This window comes from Nocardioides sp. ChNu-99 (assembly GCF_029493445.1).
Classification (GTDB): domain Bacteria; phylum Actinomycetota; class Actinomycetes; order Propionibacteriales; family Nocardioidaceae; genus Nocardioides.
Genome location: NZ_JAHWBL010000047.1, coordinates 1 through 19,011, shown reverse-complemented (window position 1 = coordinate 19,011; position 19,011 = coordinate 1). Strand labels below are relative to the sequence as shown.

The following is a 19,011-nucleotide window of genomic DNA, read 5'->3' as shown; positions in this document are numbered from 1 at the left end:
CGCTCAGGCCTGCGGGCCCGGCTGGTCCTGCTGGGCCTGCTGGGCCGCCTTCTCGGCGGCCTCCTGCTCCGCCAGGGCGGCCTCGAGGTCGAGGTCCTTCACGGCGGTGATGAGCTGCTCCAGCGCGGTGGCCGGCAAGGCGCCCGCCTCGCGGTAGACCAGCTGGCCCTTCTTGAACGCCATCAGCGTCGGGATCGACGTGATCTGCGCGGCCTGCGCCAGCTGGGCCTCGGCCTCCGTGTCGACCTTCGCGAACACCACGTCGCCGTGCTGCTCGGAGGCCTTGTCGAACACCGGGGCGAACTGGCGGCAGGGGCCGCACCAGGACGCCCAGAAGTCCACCAGCACCAGGTCGTTCTCCATCACGGTGCGCTCGAAGTCGGCGGCACCCACGGTCACGGTCGTCATCTGCACTCCTGTCGTCGTCGGCAGCGGTCCGTGCTACCCCTGCCCAACGCTTCCGACCCGCCTCGTGTTCCCCGGGTACGCCGGGCGCCCCCGCCGCGGCTACGGTCTCCTCTCCACCCGCCGACCGACCCCGCCCGCCAGGAGCCCCGCCGTGCCGACCGCGTCCCGCCGTACCCCCGCCACCCGCACCACCCGGGCGCGCCGCCCGCGGCCGGCGGACATGGTGGCGCCGCCCGGGGCCGTCGAGGTCTTCACCGACGGTGCCTGCGCGGGCAACCCCGGCCCGGGTGGCTGGGCGTGGGCGCTCGACGAGACCACGCACGCGTCGGGCGGCGAGCGGGCCTCGACGAACCAGCGCATGGAGATCCGCGCCGCCCTCGAGGCGGTGCTCGCCAACCCCGGGCCGCTCGTGGTGGTCAGCGACTCGACGTACGTCGTGCACTGCTTCCGCGACCGTTGGTGGGCGGGCTGGCTGGAGCGCGGCTGGATCAACAGCGCGCGGAAGCCGGTCGCCAACCGCGACCTGTGGGAGCCGCTCGTCGCCGAGGTGTCGGGCCGCGGCGACGTGGCGTTCCGCTGGGTGAAGGGCCACTCGGGCGACGTCATGAACGACTTCGTCGACCGTCTCGCCGTCGTCGCGAGCAAGCAGGCGTAGGAGGCGGGGCCCCGACCGGTCCACCGGCCCCGGGTCGGACCGCCGCGCACGGCAAACCCGCGCGCGCCCCGACGCCCGGGGCTGCGAGACTGAGCCGCATGCGCGACATCGTCCAGAGCAAGAAGCTGCAGAACGTGCGCTACGACGTGCGGGGCCCGATCCTCGTCGAGGCACAGCGGCTGGAGGCGGAGGGTCACCGGATCCTCAAGCTGAACATCGGCAACCCGGCGCCCTTCGGTTTCGAGGCGCCGCAGTCGATCGTGGCCGACATGGTCGCGCACCTGCCCGACGCGCAGGGCTACTCCGACTCGCGGGGGATCTACTCGGCGCGCACCGCGGTGGCGCAGTACTACCAGTCCCGCGGCCTCACCGAGACCGCCGTCGACGACGTGTTCATCGGCAACGGCGTCTCCGAGATGATCTCGCTGGTCCTGCAGGCCTTCCTCGACGACGGCAACGAGATCCTCGTGCCGGCCCCGGACTACCCGCTGTGGACGGGAGCGGTGACCCTCTCGGGCGGTACGCCGGTGCACTACCGCTGCGACGAGGAGGACGGGTGGAACCCCGACCTCGCCGACATCGAGGCCAAGATCACCCCGGCCACGCAGGGCATCGTCATCATCAACCCGAACAACCCGACGGGCGCGGTCTACAGCGAGGAGACCGTCAAGGGCCTCGTCGACATCGCCCGGCGCCACGAGCTGGTCGTCTTCAGCGACGAGATCTACGAGAAGATCCTGTTCGACGACGCGGTGCACCACCACACGGCCGCGTACGCCGGCGACGACGTGCTCTGCCTGACGTTCTCGGGGCTGTCGAAGGCCTACCGGATCGCGGGCTACCGCGCCGGCTGGGTGATGATCTCGGGCCCCCGCCACGCGGCGGCGAGCTTCCTCGAGGGCCTGACGCTGCTCGCCAACATGCGCATGTGCGCCAACGTGCCGGCCCAGCACGCGATCCAGACCGCGCTCGGGGGCTACCAGTCGATCAACGAGTACATCGTGCCCGGCGGTCGGTTCTACGAGCAGTCCAAGACGGCCTGGCGCCTGCTCAACGAGATCGAGGGCGTCTCCTGCGTGGAGCCGATGGGCGCGCTCTACTGCTTCCCGCGGCTCGACACCGAGATGTTCGGCATCGTCGACGACCAGGCGTTCGTGCTCGACCTGCTGCGCGCGAAGAAGCTGCTGGTCACGCACGGCACGGGCTTCAACTGGTTCGAGCCCGACCACTTCCGGCTCGTCACGCTGCCGGACGTCGACGTGCTGACCGAGGCGATCGAGCGGATCGCGGACTTCCTGGGGTCGTTGCGCCGCCGCTGAGCGACGCCCGGGTCCGTCAGGGCCCGGCGGCCTCCTGCACGTCGCCGTCCTCGGCGGCCGGCCGGGGACGCTGCCGCTCGAGCCACGTCATGGCGGGCGTCGCCGAGATGCCGTGGAGCACCACCGAGAAGGCGATGACGAAGCCGACGGTGGCCCACAGCGTGTCCTGGCCGGAGAAGGGGTCCTGTCCCGTCGCGTAGGCGAGGTAGTAGATCGAGCCGATCCCCCGGATGCCGAAGAACGCCGTGACCCAGCGCTCGCGCGGCTGGAGGTGGTCGTCGCCGACCCGGTCGCGGGGCCGCGGGCCGACCCGCAGGGCCAGCCACGCCGTGACCGGACGGACCAGCAGCACGAGGGCGATGCCCAGGACGGCACCCCGCCAGCTGAGCGCTTCCAGCAGCCCGCCGGAGATCGCGACCCCCAGGAGGAGGAGCACCACGAGCGTCAGCAGGCGCTCGAGCCGCTCGACGACCCCGTGCATCAGGGCGTGGTAGCTGTCGGTGCGGTCGAAGGACCGCAGGGTCATGGCGCAGGCGAACACGGCCAGGAAGCCGTACCCCTGGGCGACCTCCGCCGCGCCGTACGAGAGCAGGACGGCGGCGAGCACGAGGAGGGGCTCACCCGTCTCCGCCGTGCGGACCGACCGCACGCGGGACCGGAAGGCCGCCTTGGCGAGCGCCCACCCGACGAGCATCCCGACGGCGGCGCCGACCACGATCTTGCCGACGAGGTCCCAGGCCAGCCACTTCCCGACGTCGTCCATCGCCGACCCCGCACCCACGACGATGATGGCGAGGTAGACGAACGGGAAGGCGAGCGCGTCGTTGAGCCCGGCCTCGGACGTCAGCGCGAAGCGGACCTCGTCGCGCTCGTCGACGGTGCCCTCCACCTGGTCCTCGTCCTCCTCGTCCGTCGTCGGTCCGGCGACCTGCACGTCGGAGGCGAGGACGGGGTCGGTCGGGGCGAGCACGGCGCCGAGGAGGAGGGCCGACGCGGGCGCGAGGCCGAGCACCCACCAGCCGAGCCACGCGGTGGCCGCGATCGACAGCGGCATCGCGATCAGCAGCAGGCGCCACGTCGTGCCCCACCGCCGCCACGAGGCCCGCGAGCGGAAGCTGAGCGGCCGGTCGAGCGCGAGCCCCACGCCCATGAGCGAGACCAGCACGGTGAACTCGGCGAGGTGCTCGATGAACGGGCGGTCCTCCATGGGCGACAGCACCACCTCCGCCGGCAGCGGCAGGAGCCCCGCCAGCACCCCCACGCCGAGCAGCACGGTCGGGGCGGACAGGGCCACGGAGCTCAGGGCGTGGGGCAGCACCACGGCGAGGAGGAGGGACACCCCGGCCAGCAGGTAGACGAAGTCGGCGTTGATCAGGTCCGTGGGCATGGGTCCGTCCTGGGGGTGGGCGGGGACTGCGGCGAGCCGGGGCTGCGGAGCCTCGGCTCGGCACCACGACGACCGGTGGCGGTCGCGGCCCGGTACCCATCCCCCGGTCCCGCGGGCGGCCGGCCCCTCAGGTCGCCGCGCCGCCGACCCGCCCCTGCGCCCACCGGGCGAGGGGCTCGAGCAGCGCGGCGGCCTCCTCGCCGGCGGGCGTCAGCGAGTACTCCACGTGCGGCGGGACGACCGGGCGCGCCTCGCGGTGCACGAGCCCGTCGGCCTCCAGGGTCTGCAGCGTCTGGATGAGCATCTTCTCGCTGACGCCGGCGATCTCCCGCTTGAGCCCGCTCCAGCGCTGCGTGCGGCCGGCGAGCGCGAGGAGCACCAGCAGGCCCCACTTGCTCGTGACGTGCTCGACGAGCAGCCGCATGTGGGGGCACGCCGTGTCGAGGGTGCTGAGGGGCGGGGCGGGGGCCGGCGACGAGGTGGGCACGGCCGCATCTTACTTCCGGGTGGGTACCCCACTTCAAAGTCGGTACCCCACGTCGGGAAGGGTACGTCGGTGCTGCCGGTTGGGCTCCCCGACGGCCGCGACCTGCGCGGCGTACGACGAGGAGTGGATGGACATGGCGATCGTGGTGACGGCGGCGAGCGGACAGCTCGGACGGCTCGTGGTGGAGGCCCTGCTGCAGCGGGGCGTGGCGGCGGACGAGGTGCTCGCGACCGCGCGGGACACCGGCAGGATCGCCGACCTGGCGGAGCGCGGCGTGCGGACCGCGCGGCTCGACTACGACGACGTGGACGCCACGGTGCTCTCCGCCGGCGACGTGCTGCTGCTCGTGTCCTCCAGCGCGGTGGGACGCCGCACGGAGCAGCACCGCAACGTCATCGAGGCGGCGAGGGCCGCCGGCGTCGCCCGGATCGCGTACACGAGCGCGCCCGCCGCCGACACCTCCCCGCTGGTCGTGGCGCCCGAGCACAAGGCGACCGAGGAGCTGCTGCGCGCCTCCGGCGTGCCCTTCACCCTGCTGCGCAACGGCTGGTACACGGAGAACTACCAGCCCGCGTTCGCCCAGGCCCGCGCCACGGGCCGCATCGCCGCGGCGGCCGGGGACGGCCGGGTCGCCAGCGTCGAGCGCGCGGAGCTGGCCGAGGCGGCGGCCGTCGTGCTGACGACCGGGGGCCACGAGGGCGCCGTGCTCGAGCTCGTCGGCCAGGAGGCGTGGAGCCACGCCGAGCTCGCCGCCGCCTTCGGCGAGGTGCTCGGCACCGAGATCGCGTACGACGCGCTCCCCGCCGAGGAGTACCGCCAGGTGCTGCTCGGCGCCGGGCTCGACGAGGGCACCGCCGGATTCCTCGTCGCCGCCGACACCAACATCGCCGACGGCGTGCTCGCCCCGACGGGCGACGACCTGGCGCGCCTCCTGGGCCGGGCGCCGCGCACCCTGCGCCAGACGGTCGCCACCTGGGCCTGAGCCCCGGTACGTCGCGGGTCGGGCCGGCCCGGGCCGGTCCCGGGCCGGTCCCGGGCCGGTCCGGGCTGGTCTGGTCCGATCCGCGACGCCGACGCCGATGAGTCCTGGATGTCGGCGGGGTCTGCCACGGTGGCCCCGACGAGGAGAGGACCGCGATGACCGACATGATCCGCGCTCACGGACTGGTGAAGCGCTACGGCGAGGTGGAGGCCCTCAAGGGCCTGGACCTCGCGGTGCCCGAGGGCACCGTGCTGGGGCTGCTGGGCCCGAACGGCGCGGGCAAGACCACCGCCGTGCGCATCCTGGCGACGCTGCTGAAGCCCGACGGCGGGTCGGCCGAGGTGGCCGGCGTCGACGTGGCCACCGACCCCGACGGGGTGCGCCGGCGCATCGGCCTGTCGGGGCAGTACGCGGCTGTCGACGAGCACCTGACGGGGTTCGAGAACCTCGAGATGGTCGGCCGGCTCTACGGCCTGGGCCGCACGCGATCGCGCGAGCGGGCGCGCGAGCTGCTCGAGCGCTTCTCCCTCGCGGACGCCGGTGACCGCCCCTCGAAGACCTACTCGGGCGGCATGCGGCGCCGCCTCGACCTGGCCGGCGCGCTGGTCGCCGCGCCCCCGGTCCTCATCCTCGACGAGCCGACGACGGGGCTCGACCCGCGCAGCCGCCAGGAGATGTGGACGGTCATCCGCGAGCTCGTCTCGGGTGGCTCGACCCTGCTGCTGACGACGCAGTACCTGGAGGAGGCCGACCGCCTCGCCGACGACATCGTCGTCATCGACCACGGTCGCGCGATCGCCCGCGGCACGGCCGACGACCTCAAGGCGCAGACCGGCGGCGAGCGGATCGAGGCGGTGCTGCGCGACGGCGCCGACCTCGAGACGGCCCGGCGCGTGCTCGCGGCCGAGGCGGTCGCCGAGGTGCAGGTCGACGCAGGCGGCCGCACCCTCACGGCGCCGGTGACGTCCGGCGTACCGGCACTGCGGCGGGCGTTGGACGCCCTGGAGCGGGAGGGCGTCGCGCTGCTCGACGTCGGCCTGCGCCGGCCCACGCTCGACGACGTCTTCCTCACCCTCACCGGCCGGGCCGCCGAGTCCGGCGCCGGCGACGACCAGCCCGCCACGACCTCGCAGGAGTCCCGATGAGCACCCTGGCCCGCACCGCCAGCGACGGCTGGGTGGTCACGAAGCGCAACCTCATCAAGATCAAGCGGGTGCCCGAGGTGCTCGTCTTCGTCCTCGTCAGCCCGATCATGTTCGTGCTGCTCTTCGCCTTCGTCTTCGAGGGCGCGATCGGCTCCGAGGGCGGGATCGGCTACCGCGAGTTCCTCATCGGCGGCATCTTCGCCCAGACGGTCGTGTTCGGCGCGACGTTCACCGGCGCCGGGCTGGCCGAGGACATGCAGAAGGGCATCATCGACCGCTTCCGGTCGCTGCCCATGTCCCCGTCGGCGGTGCTGGTGGGCCGCACGACCTCCGACGTGGTCTACAACGTGCTCTCGCTGATCATCATGGCGATCACGGGCCTGCTCATCGGGTGGCGCATCCGCGAGGGCGTCGTCGACGCGGCGCTCGGCTTCGGCCTGCTGCTGCTCTTCGCCTACGCGATCAGCTGGGTGATGGCCTACGTGGGCCTGCTGGTGCCGAGCGTCGAGGTCATCAACAACGCGTCGTTCATCGTCATCATGCCGCTGACGTTCGTCTCGAACGCGTTCGTGCCGCTCGACAGCTTCAGCGGCGTGCTGCGCACGCTCGTGGAGTGGAACCCGGTGTCGACGCTGACCCAGGCGACGCGCGAGCTGTTCGGCAACGTGGACCGCTCGCTGCCCGTGCCCGACGCGTGGTCGATGCAGCACCCGGCGCTCTACACGCTCATCTGGGTGGTCCTCATCCTCGTCGTCTTCGTGCCGCTCTCGGTGCGGCAGTACCGGCGCACGACGAGCCGCTGACGGCTCCCCGCCCCGCCCGACAGGGGTGGGGCGGGGGCGCCCGAGGAGTGGCAGGCTGGGGCGCATGAGCGCCTACGAGCCCGACGGCCGCACGATGCGCGAGCGCATGCTCGCCGGGGACCCCTACCTCGCCGACGACCCCGAGCTGGTGGCGGGCGTGGTCCGCGCGCAGCGGCTGCAGGAGGCCTACAACGCGACGGGCGTCGACGACGGCGACCGCCGCCGCGCGCTGCTCGTCGAGCTGCTGGGCTCGGTCGGCGACGACGTGGCCATCCGTCCGCCGTTCTACGTCGACTACGGCACGCAGATCACCGTCGGCAGCCGGGTGTTCGCCAACTACGGCCTCGTCGCGCTCGACGTCGCCGCCATCACCATCGGCGACGACACCCAGATCGGCCCGAACGTGCAGCTGCTGACCCCGACCCACCCGGTCGAGCCCGGGCCGCGGCGCGACAAGTGGGAGGGCGGCAGGCCCATCACGATCGGCGCGAACGTCTGGCTCGGCGGCGGCGTCGTGGTGTGCCCCGGCGTCACGATCGGGGACGACACCGTCGTGGGGGCCGGGTCCGTCGTGACCCGCGACCTGCCTGCCGGCGTCGTGGCGGTGGGCAACCCGGCCCGGGTCGTGCGCCGGGTGGACGACCCGGCGTGAGCACCACCGGGTCCGGTACGCCGGGGGGTGCGGCTCCGCCGTACCGGCCCGACCCGGGCCCGCCGCCGCTGCCGCTGCGCACCGAGCGGCTGGTGCTGCGCGCCCACCGTGACGGCGACGCCGCGGCGCTGGCGTACTACGGCGACGCCGAGGTCACCCGCTTCATGCTCCTGCACGCCCTCGGGGAGGCGGAGCGGGACGCGATGGTCGCCCGCCGCGCGACCTCCCTCCACCCCCGGGCGCCGGGGGAGACGCTGCCGCTGGTGGTCGAGCGCGACGGCGTGGTGGTCGGCGACGTCGTGCTCAAGGTCGTCGACGCCTGGGGCGGCGTGGGCGAGGTGGGCTGGGTGCTCGACCCGCGGCACGGCGGTCGCGGCTACGCCACCGAGGCGGCGGCGGCGCTGGCCGACCTCGCGTTCGACCACTACGGGATGCACCGCGTCGAGGCGCGTCTCGACGCCCGCAACGCTGCGTCCGCCCGCGTCTGCGCCCGGCTCGGGATGCGGCTCGAGGCGCACCTGCGCCGCGACTGGTGGATGCGGGGGGAGTGGACCGACACCCAGGTGCACGCCGTGCTCGTGGAGGAGTGGCGCGCGCTCGAGCGTCCCCGGCCAGCGGGAGGCCGGCCACGCCGGGGGTCCGTACGGCCGGTGGCGAGACGACCCGGGTAGGGCCGGGGAGCGACCTTCGGCCGACGCGGGGCGCCCCCCGGGCCCCCTAGCGTCACCGTCGTGGACCTCGTGACCCTCGGCCTGCTCGCCGGCCTCGCCCTCGTCGACAGCACCAGCATCGGCACCCTCGTGCTGCCCCTCGTGCTGCTCACCGCCCCGCGCGTCGACGTGCGGCGCTACCTGGTGTTCCTCGGCACGGTCGGCGGCTTCTACGCGCTCGTGGGGATCGGGCTCGTGCTCGGCGCGGACGCCGCGGTCCGACTGCTCGCCGAGGTCGGCGACCTCACCTGGCTGCGGTGGGTCGAGCTCGTCGTGGGCGGGGTGCTGCTCACCGCCGGTCTCGTGGGCGACCTCGTGCTCGCCCGGGTACGCCGGTGGCGCGCGCCGCGCGGGGCCGTCGGTGGGGCCGTCGGTGGGGCCGTCGCGGGCGAGCCGGCGGCGACGCCTCGCCGTACCGCGTCGTGGCGGTCCCGGCTCGTGGGGCCGGGTGCGTCGTACCGGGTCGTCGTGGGCGTCGGCCTGGCCGCGGCGCTCGTCGAGGTGGCGAGCATGCTGCCGTTCCTCGGCGCGGTCGGGATCATCACGGCCGCCGACCTGCCGCTGGCGGCGTCGGTCGGGGTGGTGGTGGCCTACGCGCTGGTGATGGTGGCGCCGGCCCTGCTGCTGCTCGCCGGGCGCCTCGCGCTGGGGTCCCGGGTCGAGGGGCCGCTGGCCCGGTTCTCGGGTTGGCTGGAGCGGGTGACGTCCGGGGCGTCGTGGTGGGTGTTCGCGGTCGTCGGGCTGCTGCTGGTCGGCGACGCGTCGCGGGCCTTCGACCTCGGCTGAGGTGGGGGCGGCACCGTGACGAGGACGGGGTTCGACGAGTCGCCCCACGACGACCACCTGTCTGGGAGGCTGTGACCGTGCGTGGCGCGACGAAGCGGATCGTGGTCGAGGTGGCCGGCTGGACCCTGGTGGTGGCCGGCATCGCGGCCCTCGTGCTGCCCGGACCCGGGCTCCTCATGCTGTTCGGCGGTCTCGCGGTGCTCTCGCAGCAGTACGAGTGGGCCGAGCGCCGGCTGGCCCCGGTCGAGCGCGCCGCGATGCGCGCCGCGGCCGAGGGGGTCGAGACCGTCCCCCGCATCGTGCTCTCGTGCCTCGGCGCGGTGTGGCTCCTCGGGCTGGGCGTGCTGTGGATCGTGGGCCCGCCGGCCCCCTCGTGGTGGCCGGTGCGCGACAGCTGGTGGCTGATCGGCGGGCTCGGCACGGGCATCACCCTCATCGCGTCGGCCGCGATCGCCGCCGGGCTCATCGTCTACAGCATCCGGCGCTTCCGGGGCCCGGGCTCCGAGCGGGCGCGCGCCGCGGTCGACGCGCCGGGCGACCCCGCGGACCCCGCGCGGCGCACCGCCCCCGTCGACCCCAGCGGTCCCGCGGGTCGCTGAGCGTCAGTCGAGCGCGAGCCCGCCGAGGTAGCCCAGGCTCATCGCCACGACCTCGTCGAGCAGCTCGTCGCGGGTCAGCGGCGGGTCGGGGTCGAGCACGAACCGCACGGTGAGGTACTCGGTCGTCAGCACGACCATCCACGCCAGCCGCACCGCGCGGCCCGCCTGCTCGGGCGGCAGCCGCACGGCGAGGTACGCCGTCAGCACGTCCCGCACGCGCCGCTCGAGGGCGTCGCGGTTCGCCCGGTGGCGCGCGCCCGGGAGGTCCTCCCACACGACGTGCAGCAGGCTCGTGTCGCGCTCCAGCGCGGTGAGCAGCGCGTCGGCGGTCGAGCGCACCATCGCGGGCCCCTGCTCGCCGAGGCGGTCGAGCAGCGCCCGGGCCACGTCCTCGCTGACCCGGTCCACCCACCGCTCGGCGACGACGTCGACGAGCGCCGCCTTGTCGGGGAAGTACTGGTAGAGCGACCCCGGGCTCACGCCGGCCCGCGCCGCCACCCGGTTGGTGGTGAACGCGTCGTACCCCTCGGTGGTGAGCACCTCGCGAGCCGCGTCGACGATCCGCTCCACCATCGCGCGCGAGCGCTGCTGGCGGGGCTGTCGTCGCAGGCCAGCGGGGGTGGGCGCCGGGCGTTCGGGGCGGCGGGCCGGGCTCATGACGCGAATTGTATGCGAGCGAATGCTCGCGTCAGGCTGGACGCATGAGCGCCCAGGTCGATCGGTCCCCCGGTACGCCGCCCCTCGCCGACCCCGCGGAGGTGCCGGCGCCGCCACCCACGCGGTTCCGCTCCGCCCCCGAGCGGGCGCGGCGTCTGGGCCGCACGCTGCGGCTCGCCGCCGGCGTACGCGAGCTCGACGAGGAGCTGATGGCCCGCATCGGCGTCGCGCTGCGGCAGCAGGACGAGGTGGGCGCCCGGCTGGCCGCGGCGATGCGCCGCCCCGCCGGCGACCCCGAGCGCGTCACGATGCGCGCCTTCCGCACCGCGCTGGCCGACGGGGTCGACGCGGTGCCCGACGCGCCCCCGGCGCTGCGGGAGTTCTTCGCCCACGTGTCGGCCACCCCCGACTGGGTCGACCCCGACCTCGTCGAGGAGGGCGCGGCCACCTACCTGCGCCTCGGCCAGAACGCGGCCGACGTGCTGCTGCAGCTGTCGCTCATCGGCGGCTACCGCTTCGGCGGGCCGCCCGACCTGCTCGTCGCGACGGGCGGCCTGACCGGCGACAGCACCCGCCGCCGCCTCGCCGAGACGCAGACGTGGACGGCGAGCCTGAGCGCGCCGCGGGCGCTGCGGCAGGACGCGGACGGCCGGTGGGGCGAGGGCTGGCGCGCCACGGTCCACGTGCGCGCCATGCACGCGCTGGTCAACGCCTCGTTCGCCGACTCGTGGGACGTCGAGCGCTGGGGGCTGCCCATCAACCAGGCCGACCAGGCCGGCACGCTCGGCCTCTTCGACGGCGTCGTGCTGCTCGGGGCGCGGGCCCTCGGCGTACCGGTCAGCCGGCGGGAGTCCCGGGCGGTCATGCACCTGTGGAGGTACGTCGGGTGGCTCATGGGCGTGGACGAGCAGTGGCTCGTCGATGACGAGCGCGAGCGGCACCGGCTGAACTACCACGTGCTGCTCGCCCAGGGCGACGTCACGCCGGCGGGCGGCCGGCTCTCGCAGGACATCGTGGCGATGCTCGGGGACATGGAGCACGGCCGCTGGAAGCAGGAGCGCACGCTCAGCATGCTCACGACGTTCCTCGGCCGCGCGTCGATGCGCGACCTCGGGCTGCCCGCGCGCCCGCCGTGGGCGCACCTCTACCTGCTGGGGCTCAACACGTGGCGCTACCGCGTCGACCGGCGGCTGCCCGGCGGCCGGGCGCGCCTGGACCGGTGGTCGACCGCCGTGCTGGACCGCACGATGGCCGACTACTTCGGCACCGACGCGCCCGCCGTCGGCGAGCTGCGGGTGTGACCGGGCGGCGTCAGGCGCCGCCGGGCTCCTCACCGGAGGCGATGTTGAACATCCAGGCGATGCCGAACGGGTCGGTGACCTGCCCGAACCAGTCGCCCCACACCTGCTTCTCCAGCGGTACGTCGACCGTCCCCGCCGCAGCGAACGCGTCGTACCAGCCCCGCAGGACCGCCTCGTCCTCAGCGTCACCGTTGAGGGCGACGGCGAAGTCGTTCCCGTGCACGATCTCCTCGGCCGGCGGGCCGTCGGAGGCCATGAGGCGGAAGCCGTGGTCGGTGAGGAGGAACGAGTGCATGACGCCCTCGGGCGGCGGCACCGGTCCCGTCTCGCCCATGTCGCCGAACGTCATGACGTCGAGCCGGCCGCCGAGGACCGATCGGTAGAACTCCATCGCCTCGCGGGTGTTGCCGCCGAACACCAGGTAGGTGTTCATGTGCGTCGCCATCGTCGTGCTCCTTCGTCGGGGCGCGGCCGCCGTCGGGTCGCGTCGCTGCTCCGACCCGGGCGGGCGGCGGTTCTCATCGGTGCCGCTCGTCGGTGCCGCTCGTCGGTGCCGCTCGTCGGTGCCCTGTGGGAGCGTGGCGCCATGGCACGTCCCGACGTCCCCCCGGCGGTGCTGGAGCGGCTGCGGCGCACCCTGGGCGCCCTCCCCGAGTGCGAGGAGGAGGCGGCCTGGACGGGGGTGCGCTGGCGCGTCGGGAGGGCGACGGTCGCGCACGTGTTCGGCGGCGAGGACCAGCTGTTCCGCGTCACCTTCCGCGCCGAGCCCGACGAGGTGATGGCGTTCGGCCACCTGGGGGACCCCTACTTCGTGCTCGGCTGGTCCGGCGACGGCGCCGGGATGCTGCTCGACGAGGCGACCGACTGGACCGAGGTGGCCGAGCTGCTCACCGACTCCTACTGCATCCAGGCCCCGTCGCGCCTGGCGGAGCAGGTCGAGCGCCCGGGCTGAGCTCCCCTCCCGGCGACCGGGGTCCCGCTCAGACGCCCTCGGGCACGGCGGCGCGACGGGCGTCGACGAGCTGGCGGGTGAGGCGGGGGTGCACCTGCGGGCGCACCTCGGTGGCGAGGGCGGCCGCGGCCGCGCCGGTGGCGACGGCCTCGCGCAGCGGGCGGCCCACGACGAGGTCGGCCAGGGTGCCGCCGACGAGCGCGTCGCCCGCGCCCTCGACGTCGAGCACGGCGGAGGGCACGGCCGGCAGCATCGTGACGCCGTCGGCGTCGGCCACGACCTGACCCTCCGCGCCGAGCGTCAGCACGACCGAGCGCACACCGGCGTCGAGCAGCGCGAGCGCGGCGTCGTGCGCGGTCTCGCCGGGCGGGCGGCGACGGTCCACGAGCAGCACCCGGGCCTCGTCGAGGTTGGTGAACAGCACGTCGACGGCGCCGAGGTCGGCCGGCACGCGGGCGGCGCGGGCCACCGACACGGTGTCGACGGCGAGCCGCAGGTCGCGGGTGCGGCGGGTCGAGGCCAGCCGGGTGTGCGTGGCGTCGGGGAGCGTCGCGTCGGCGAAGATCCACGCCCCGGTCTCGACGCGCGACAGCGGCTCGACGACGCGCTCGGGCGTCATCTCGTCGAGCACGCCGGTGTCGGAGACGCCGAGGACGAGCTCGTCGCCCGGCCCGCGGACGGTGCTCGACGTCGCCGTGGTGCGGCCCGCGATCGGGCGCACGGCCCAGGTGTCGACGCCGATGCGGTCCAGGTCGTCGAGCAGGGCGCGGCCGGGCACGTCGTCCCCGACGACGGAGACGAGCGCGGCGCGCACCCCGAGACGGGTGAGGTTCTCGGCCACGTTGCGGGCGACCCCGCCGTACGCGGTGCCGCCGGTGGCGGGGTGGGACTTCCCGAGGACGACGGGACCGGTCACGCGGTAGGAGCGGTTGAGGACCGCACCGCCGACACAGGTCACGTAGGGGTGGTAACGCACCTGTCGACAGTACGACTTCTGCGCGACATCTGGCCGTTCCGTGCGAGGGATCACACGGGCCCTCACTCGTCCGTGCGAGGCGCGGACGGGGTGGGGGCGGGTGGGCGCGACTGGCAGGATGGGAGGCATGCTGCGGTTCGTCGGTGCGGGTGCCAGTCACGTGGGGCTCGTGCGCGACCACAACGAGGACGCGGCGTACTCGTCGCCCTACCTGGCCCTCGTCGCCGACGGGGTCGGGGGCGCGGCGGCGGGCGAGGTCGCCTCCGCCACGGCCGCCTGGGTGGTCGCCGCGACCGCCCGCTCCCACCCCGACGACGACCCGGCGGTGGTGCTCGGCGAGGCCATCCGCACCGTCGTGCTCGACCTGCACCGCGGCGTCGCCGCCGACCCCGACCGCACCGGCATGGCCACGACGCTGACGGCGGTCGCGACCGACGGGCACCGCGTCGTGCTGGCCCACATCGGCGACTCGCGCGCCTACCTGATGCGCGGCGGCCAGCTGCTGCGCGTCTCCCACGACCACACCTTCGTGCAGGCGCTCGTCGACGCCGGCGACATCTCGGCCGAGGCGGTGCGCACCCACCCGATGCGCAACGTCGTCATGCGCTCGCTGCACGCGGGGTCGGGCACCGAGGCCGAGGTGCAGCCCGACATCGCCGTGCTCGACGCCCAGCCGGGGGACCGGCTGCTGCTGTGCAGCGACGGCCTGACCGACATGGTCGAGGACGCGGCGCTCGCGCCGCTGCTGGGTACGGCGGACCCCGCCGCCGCGGCGGACGCCCTCGTCCGGGCCGCGCTGGACGGCGGGGGCCGGGACAACGTCACGGTGCTGGTGCTCGACGTCGTCGACGACCCGGACGCCGTGCGGCTCTCGGCCGACGGCGAGCTGCACGGCGCGATCCGCGACCCGCGCAACGTCGTCGACCCCGGCGAGCACCAGCACCCCTGAGGGCCGGCTCAGGCTGTAACGGCCTGCTGCACCTGCTCGGCTCCGGTGGCCCGCTCGACGAACCGGGCTGCGTTCTCGAGCGCCTCGCGGCCCTCGGGCACGAAGCCGGCGGCGGCCTGGAACACGTGCACCTGCTTGTCCCAGACCTCGAGCTCGACGGGCACGCCCGCGGCGGCGAGGGTCTCCGCGAGCCGCACCCCGTCGGCGTACAGGCACTCGGCGGAGCTGACCTGCACCAGCACCGGCGGCAGCCCGCGGCGCGGCGCGTGGGTGGGCGACTCGATGGGGTCCTCGCCCCGGCCGCGGCGCTGGTTGACGCGAGCGGCGAGCTGCTGGAAGCGGCCGATGGCGGCGCGGGGGAAGAGCGTGCAGCCCGGGTAGGTCACGTCGTCGGAGGCGACGAAGTCCACCAGCGGCGAGAGCGCGACGACGGCGGCGGGCGCGGGCAGCCCGGCGCGCTGGATCGCGATGGCGAGCATGACCGAGAGGAAGCCGCCGGCGGAGTCGCCCATGAGCACGGTGCGCGTCGGCTCGGCGCCGTGGTCGAGCGCGTAGCGGTAGCCGTCGACGGCGTCCTCGAGCGCGTCGGCGACGGTGTGGCGGGGCAGCTTGCGGTACTCCGGCGCGATGATCGTCGCCCCCGTGCGGTGCGCGACGCGGCTGAGCAGCTGGCGGTGCAGGTGGTTGCCGCCGACGAGGAACGCGCCCCCGTGGAGGTAGACGATGGTCCGACCGCTCGTGGCCGCGGCGTCCGTCGTGACCCGCGTGCCGGGGCAGTGGGGCAGGCGGATGCGGTCGAAGGTCGTGCCGGGCAGCGGTCGCAGCAGGCGGCCGAGGTGGTCCACGGCGTGGTAGGGCCAGGGCAGGTGGGGCGCGAGGGTCCAGACCCCGATGAGCGGGCGGACCGTGGCGCGCAGCCACAGGTCGAGCGCCGCGCTGCGGGCGCCGCCGCCCCCGTGGTCGCGGCGCACCAGCGTCGTGTCGGCCCGCGCCGCCCGCGCCGAGGCGACCGAGGTCACCGACGCGAGCGCGCCCTCGGCCTCTAGCCCCTCCAGGGGGTCGGGCGTCGTCGCCGACGCCGCGGCGACGGACTCCGCCGCCCTCCTCGTCCTGCGCATCGCGTGACCCCCTCCTCGCGCCCGGCCGACCGTCGACCGGCCGGACCGCCCATTGTGCTCCCCGTCACAACTGCCCCGGGGGAGATCGGCCGGTGCGGCCCCGACCTGAGGACCGGCCGGTACCCGTTCGCCGCCCGCTCACGAGGGCGCGCCCGCGGCGCGGGCGCCCGGGGTCAGAGCACGAAGCCGAAGAGGGGGCTGTCGGGGTCGACCTTCGTCACGCGCAGGTTCGAGACCGCCATGCGCTCGCGCAGGGCCCCGAGCTCGCCCGGGTCGCCGAGCTCCACGCCCACCAGGGCGGGGCCGGTCTCGCGGTTGTTGCGCTTCGTGTACTCGAACAGGGTGATGTCGTCGTCCGGCCCGAGCACCTCGTCGAGGAAGCGGCGCAGCGCGCCGGGCTCCTGGGGGAACTCGACGAGGAAGTAGTGCTTGCGGCCCTCGTGCACCAGCGCCCGCTCGACGACGTCGGCGTAGCGCGAGACGTCGTTGTTTCCGCCCGACACCACGCAGACCACGGTGCTGCCGGCCGGGGGCGCGTCGGGCCCCGCCACCATCCGCAGCGCCGCGCTCGCCAGCGCCCCCGCGGGCTCGGCGATGATCCCCTCGGACTGGTAGAGGTCGAGCATCTCCACGCACACGAGGCCCTCGGGCACGGCGAGGGTCGCCAGCTCGACGGTACGGCGGGCCGCGGCCACCGCGGCGTACGTCACCGCCCCGATCCGCCGCACCGCGGCGCCGTCGACGAACGGGTCCACGTGGGGCAGGTCGACGGGCCCGCCGGCCGCGAGCGCCGCCGCGAGGGAGGCCGCGCCCGCCGGCTCCGCGGCGAGCACGCGCACGCCCGGGGCCCGCTCGGTGAGGTACGTCGTGGTGCCCGCCAGCAGCCCCGCACCCCCCACCGGTACGACGACCGCGGCCGGCGCGAGGCCCGCGGCCGCGGCCTGGGCCACGACCTCGGCGGCGACGGTGCCCTGCCCCGCGACCGTGCCGGGGTGGTCGAAGGCCGGCACGACGGTGGCGCCGGAGGCCTCGGCGAACTCGGCGCAGGCCGACGCGGCGTCGTCGTACGCCTCGCCCGCGATGACGACCTCGACGTGGGGGCCGCCGAGCGTGGCGACCCGGTCGCGCTTCTGCCGCGGCGTCGTGCGCGGCAGGAAGATCGTGGCGGCCACCCCCGCCCGGGCGCAGGCGTAGGCGACGCCCTGGGCGTGGTTGCCGGCGCTCGCGCAGGTCACGCCGCGCTCCCGCGCGCCCGCGTCGAGGCCCGCGATCACCGTGTAGGCGCCCCGCACCTTGTAGGAGCGGACCGCGGTCAGGTCCTCGCGCTTGAGCCACACGTCGTACCCGGTCAGTGCGGAGAGCCGCGGGCTGTGCTGCAGGGGCGTCGGCGGGATCACGGGGGCGAGGAGGGCGGCCGCCCGGTCGACGTCGGCCGCGCCCGGGAGCCCCGGGCGCGCGTGGTCGGGGAGCGAGGTCGTCACCGGGTCAGCGTAGGGCGGTGGCCGCCGGTCCCTACGATGGCTCCCGTGTGGGACCCGCTGCAGCTCGCCGTCGTCGTGGCCTCCCTGGCCGTCGCGGCCCTCGCCGGGTTCTACGTCTGGCGCCACCGCCGCCCCGACCCCCTCCTCGGCCTCCCGCTGTGGGTGGTCGAGCTGCTGCTGGTGGCGCAGCTCGTCGTCGGCCTCGTGCAGGCCGTGCGCGGCGTGCCCGACGGGGTGAGCGTCGCGACGTTCGTCGGCTACCTCCTGGGGCTCGTCGCGCTGATCCCGGTCGGCATCTGGTGGGCGCGCGGCGAGCCGAGCCGCGCCGGCACCGGGGTGCTGCTCGTCGTGCTCCTCGTCATCCCCGTGCTCGTCGTGCGCCTCGAGCAGATCTGGGACCCGGTCGGTGCCTGAGACCGCCGGCGCCGCGTCCCGCCGTACGTCGGGGGGCTGGGGGCGGGTGCTCGTCGCGGTGTACGCCGTGCTCGCGCTCGCCGCGACCGGCCGCTCGTCCGTGCAGCTCTTCACCCACGCCGCCGACGCGCCCGTGCCCTACGGGCTCTCGGCGCTCGCGGCGCTCGTCTACGTCGCCGCCACGCTCGGCCTGGCCCGCCCCGCGCCGGTGTGGCGCCGGGTCGCCTGGGTGGCGGTGCTGGTCGAGCTCGTCGGGGTGCTCGCCGTCGGCACCGTCAGCGTCGTGCACGGCGACTGGTTCCCCGACGACACCGTGTGGTCGCGGTTCGGGTCGGGCTACGGCTACCTGCCGCTGGTGCTGCCGTTCCTCGGCCTCGCCTGGCTGCTGCGCACGCGCCGCCCCTGATCCGGCCCCCGCCGTCGATCCGGCCCGGCCCGGCCTGCGTTCGTGGTGGCAGCGCCGCGGAATGCCTGGCGCTGCCCCCACGAACCGGAGGTCAGGCGCTGCGCATCCGCGACCAGAGCGCGCCGGCGCCGAGCAGCAGCACGCCCGCGACGGCCAGGGGCACGAGCGGGTCGACGCGGCGGCCGTCCGGGTCCGCCTCGGCGGCGGCCGGCGCGGCGAGGCCCAGCGAGCCCTCGGGGTCCTCGGCGCCCGGCACCACGCGGCTGTCGGGGGCGGCCTGGAGCAGCGGCGGCACGCCCAGCGGCACGGTCGCACCCGGGAGGGTGCCGGGGGCAGCGCCCGGGAGGCCCGTCGGCAGACCGCCGAGACCCGGCGTGGGCGGCAGCGCCGGCGTCGTCGAGCGCGGACCGAGGCCCGCGCGGGTGACCGGGTCGGCGTACGCCGTCCGCGGCCCCACCGTGATCACCAGCTCCTGCAGCCGGCTCGGGTCGCCCGCCGCGACGGTGACGGCGGTGGCGGGCCCGTCGGCCGAGACGCGGTACGCCGTGCCCCCCGCCGCCGTGCAGGCCGTCCCGGCCGGGAGCAGGGCGGGCGCGCCGTCGCGTCCGGCGACGACCGAGCGCCCGGCGGCGACCTCGACACGACCCGACCAGACGGGGGCGCTGCCGCGTCGGCACGCGACGTCCACCGTCGCCGGGCCGGCGAGGCCGGCCTCCCCGCGCACGACGAGGCGCCCCGCCGACCAGGCCGAGACGATCTCGAGCACCGTGTGGCCGTCGCGGGTGGCCGTGCGCAGGGCGACCGCGCCGGCGGCGCCCGCGTCG

The 19,011-nt window shown here is 75.5% G+C and carries 22 protein-coding genes and 1 pseudogene; 14 read left to right on the top strand and 9 right to left on the bottom strand.

Annotated features, from left to right (window positions below; translation table 11 throughout):
• Positions 1-3 precede the first annotated feature (3 nt).
• Positions 4-408 carry a thioredoxin gene (trxA, locus tag KK617_RS14290; RefSeq protein ID WP_277500754.1) on the bottom strand — a complete coding sequence of 135 codons (405 nt, stop codon included), beginning with the start codon at positions 406-408 and terminating at the stop codon, positions 4-6.
• A gap of 151 nt (positions 409-559) precedes the next feature.
• Here trxA and KK617_RS14285 point away from each other — a divergent pair, with 151 nt between their 5' ends.
• Together KK617_RS14285 and KK617_RS14280 are read left to right on the top strand one after the other, a co-directional pair.
• Positions 560-1,063, top strand: a complete 504-nt coding sequence (locus KK617_RS14285) for a ribonuclease H (protein WP_277500752.1) — start codon at positions 560-562, stop codon at positions 1,061-1,063.
• A gap of 98 nt (positions 1,064-1,161) precedes the next feature.
• On the top strand, positions 1,162-2,382 hold the full coding sequence (locus KK617_RS14280) for a pyridoxal phosphate-dependent aminotransferase (RefSeq protein ID WP_277500751.1): 1,221 nt from the start codon (positions 1,162-1,164) through the stop codon (positions 2,380-2,382).
• 16 nt (positions 2,383-2,398) lie between these two features.
• Here the strand turns inward: KK617_RS14280 and KK617_RS14275 are convergent, their stop codons facing one another.
• Both KK617_RS14275 and KK617_RS14270 read right to left on the bottom strand, forming a co-directional pair.
• Positions 2,399-3,769 carry a cation:proton antiporter gene (locus KK617_RS14275; RefSeq protein ID WP_277500750.1) on the bottom strand — a complete coding sequence of 457 codons (1,371 nt, stop codon included), beginning with the start codon at positions 3,767-3,769 and terminating at the stop codon, positions 2,399-2,401.
• Between the two features lie 127 nt (positions 3,770-3,896).
• Positions 3,897-4,256: a winged helix-turn-helix transcriptional regulator gene (locus tag KK617_RS14270; RefSeq protein ID WP_277500748.1), complete on the bottom strand. Its 360-nt coding sequence runs from the start codon at positions 4,254-4,256 to the stop codon at positions 3,897-3,899.
• 79 nt (positions 4,257-4,335) lie between these two features.
• Between KK617_RS14270 and KK617_RS14265 the strand changes: the two genes are divergently transcribed.
• The 7 genes from KK617_RS14265 to KK617_RS14235 all read left to right on the top strand — a co-directional run bounded on the left by KK617_RS14265 (position 4,336) and on the right by KK617_RS14235 (position 9,933).
• On the top strand, positions 4,336-5,238 hold the full coding sequence (locus tag KK617_RS14265; RefSeq protein ID WP_277500747.1) for an SDR family oxidoreductase: 903 nt from the start codon (positions 4,336-4,338) through the stop codon (positions 5,236-5,238).
• Positions 5,239-5,393: 155 nt separating this feature from the next.
• Positions 5,394-6,383 (top strand): ATP-binding cassette domain-containing protein, encoded by a 990-nt coding sequence (locus tag KK617_RS14260; protein WP_277500746.1) that lies wholly within the window; start codon positions 5,394-5,396, stop codon positions 6,381-6,383.
• Positions 6,380-7,186 (top strand): ABC transporter permease, encoded by an 807-nt coding sequence (locus KK617_RS14255; protein WP_277500745.1) that lies wholly within the window; start codon positions 6,380-6,382, stop codon positions 7,184-7,186. Before KK617_RS14260 ends, KK617_RS14255 begins: the two co-directional genes overlap by 4 nt.
• Positions 7,187-7,250: 64 nt before the next feature.
• Positions 7,251-7,838 carry a sugar O-acetyltransferase gene (locus KK617_RS14250; RefSeq protein WP_277500744.1) on the top strand — a complete coding sequence of 196 codons (588 nt, stop codon included), beginning with the start codon at positions 7,251-7,253 and terminating at the stop codon, positions 7,836-7,838.
• Positions 7,835-8,509 carry a GNAT family protein gene (locus tag KK617_RS14245; RefSeq protein ID WP_277500743.1) on the top strand — a complete coding sequence of 225 codons (675 nt, stop codon included), beginning with the start codon at positions 7,835-7,837 and terminating at the stop codon, positions 8,507-8,509. The genes KK617_RS14250 and KK617_RS14245 overlap by 4 nt, the downstream gene beginning before the upstream one ends.
• A 60-nt stretch (positions 8,510-8,569) precedes the next feature.
• Positions 8,570-9,334, top strand: a complete 765-nt coding sequence (locus KK617_RS14240; protein ID WP_277500742.1) for a GAP family protein — start codon at positions 8,570-8,572, stop codon at positions 9,332-9,334.
• A gap of 77 nt (positions 9,335-9,411) precedes the next feature.
• On the top strand, positions 9,412-9,933 hold the full coding sequence (locus tag KK617_RS14235) for a PGPGW domain-containing protein (protein ID WP_277500741.1): 522 nt from the start codon (positions 9,412-9,414) through the stop codon (positions 9,931-9,933).
• Positions 9,934-9,936: 3 nt separating this feature from the next.
• Here the strand turns inward: KK617_RS14235 and KK617_RS14230 are convergent, their stop codons facing one another.
• Positions 9,937-10,590: a TetR/AcrR family transcriptional regulator gene (locus KK617_RS14230; RefSeq protein ID WP_277500740.1), complete on the bottom strand. Its 654-nt coding sequence runs from the start codon at positions 10,588-10,590 to the stop codon at positions 9,937-9,939.
• Between the two features lie 44 nt (positions 10,591-10,634).
• Here KK617_RS14230 and KK617_RS14225 point away from each other — a divergent pair, with 44 nt between their 5' ends.
• Complete coding sequence (locus tag KK617_RS14225; RefSeq protein ID WP_277500739.1) at positions 10,635-11,891, top strand: oxygenase MpaB family protein; 1,257 nt, start codon at positions 10,635-10,637, stop codon at positions 11,889-11,891.
• Between the two features lie 10 nt (positions 11,892-11,901).
• Here KK617_RS14225 and KK617_RS14220 read toward each other — a convergent pair whose 3' ends face one another.
• Positions 11,902-12,336 (bottom strand): VOC family protein, encoded by a 435-nt coding sequence (locus tag KK617_RS14220; protein ID WP_277500738.1) that lies wholly within the window; start codon positions 12,334-12,336, stop codon positions 11,902-11,904.
• Positions 12,337-12,477: 141 nt separating this feature from the next.
• On the opposite strand from KK617_RS14220, the gene KK617_RS14215 reads away from it, so the two are divergent.
• A complete protein-coding gene (locus tag KK617_RS14215) occupies positions 12,478-12,843 on the top strand; it encodes an MmcQ/YjbR family DNA-binding protein (protein ID WP_277500737.1) in 366 nt (121 codons plus the stop codon).
• A gap of 28 nt (positions 12,844-12,871) precedes the next feature.
• On the opposite strand, the gene KK617_RS14210 is transcribed toward KK617_RS14215, so the two are convergent.
• A complete protein-coding gene (locus tag KK617_RS14210) occupies positions 12,872-13,819 on the bottom strand; it encodes a PfkB family carbohydrate kinase (protein ID WP_277500736.1) in 948 nt (315 codons plus the stop codon).
• Between the two features lie 127 nt (positions 13,820-13,946).
• On the opposite strand from KK617_RS14210, the gene KK617_RS14205 reads away from it, so the two are divergent.
• On the top strand, positions 13,947-14,768 hold the full coding sequence (locus KK617_RS14205) for a protein phosphatase 2C domain-containing protein (RefSeq protein WP_277500734.1): 822 nt from the start codon (positions 13,947-13,949) through the stop codon (positions 14,766-14,768).
• 8 nt (positions 14,769-14,776) lie between these two features.
• Here KK617_RS14205 and KK617_RS14200 read toward each other — a convergent pair whose 3' ends face one another.
• Positions 14,777-15,886 (bottom strand): alpha/beta hydrolase, encoded by a 1,110-nt coding sequence (locus KK617_RS14200; protein WP_277500733.1) that lies wholly within the window; start codon positions 15,884-15,886, stop codon positions 14,777-14,779.
• Between the two features lie 173 nt (positions 15,887-16,059).
• A complete protein-coding gene (gene ilvA / locus KK617_RS14195) occupies positions 16,060-17,367 on the bottom strand; it encodes a threonine ammonia-lyase IlvA (protein WP_277500732.1) in 1,308 nt (435 codons plus the stop codon).
• Positions 17,368-17,412: 45 nt separating this feature from the next.
• Here ilvA and KK617_RS14190 point away from each other — a divergent pair, with 45 nt between their 5' ends.
• Entirely contained in the window at positions 17,413-17,781 is a 369-nt protein-coding gene (locus tag KK617_RS14190) for a hypothetical protein (protein ID WP_277500731.1), read from the top strand.
• Positions 17,774-18,187: a hypothetical protein gene (locus tag KK617_RS14185; RefSeq protein ID WP_277500730.1), complete on the top strand. Its 414-nt coding sequence runs from the start codon at positions 17,774-17,776 to the stop codon at positions 18,185-18,187. Before KK617_RS14190 ends, KK617_RS14185 begins: the two co-directional genes overlap by 8 nt.
• Before the next feature lie 91 nt (positions 18,188-18,278).
• On the opposite strand, the pseudogene KK617_RS14180 reads toward KK617_RS14185, so the two are convergent.
• Positions 18,279-19,011, bottom strand: a pseudogene (locus KK617_RS14180) (hypothetical protein); the annotation flags it as partial.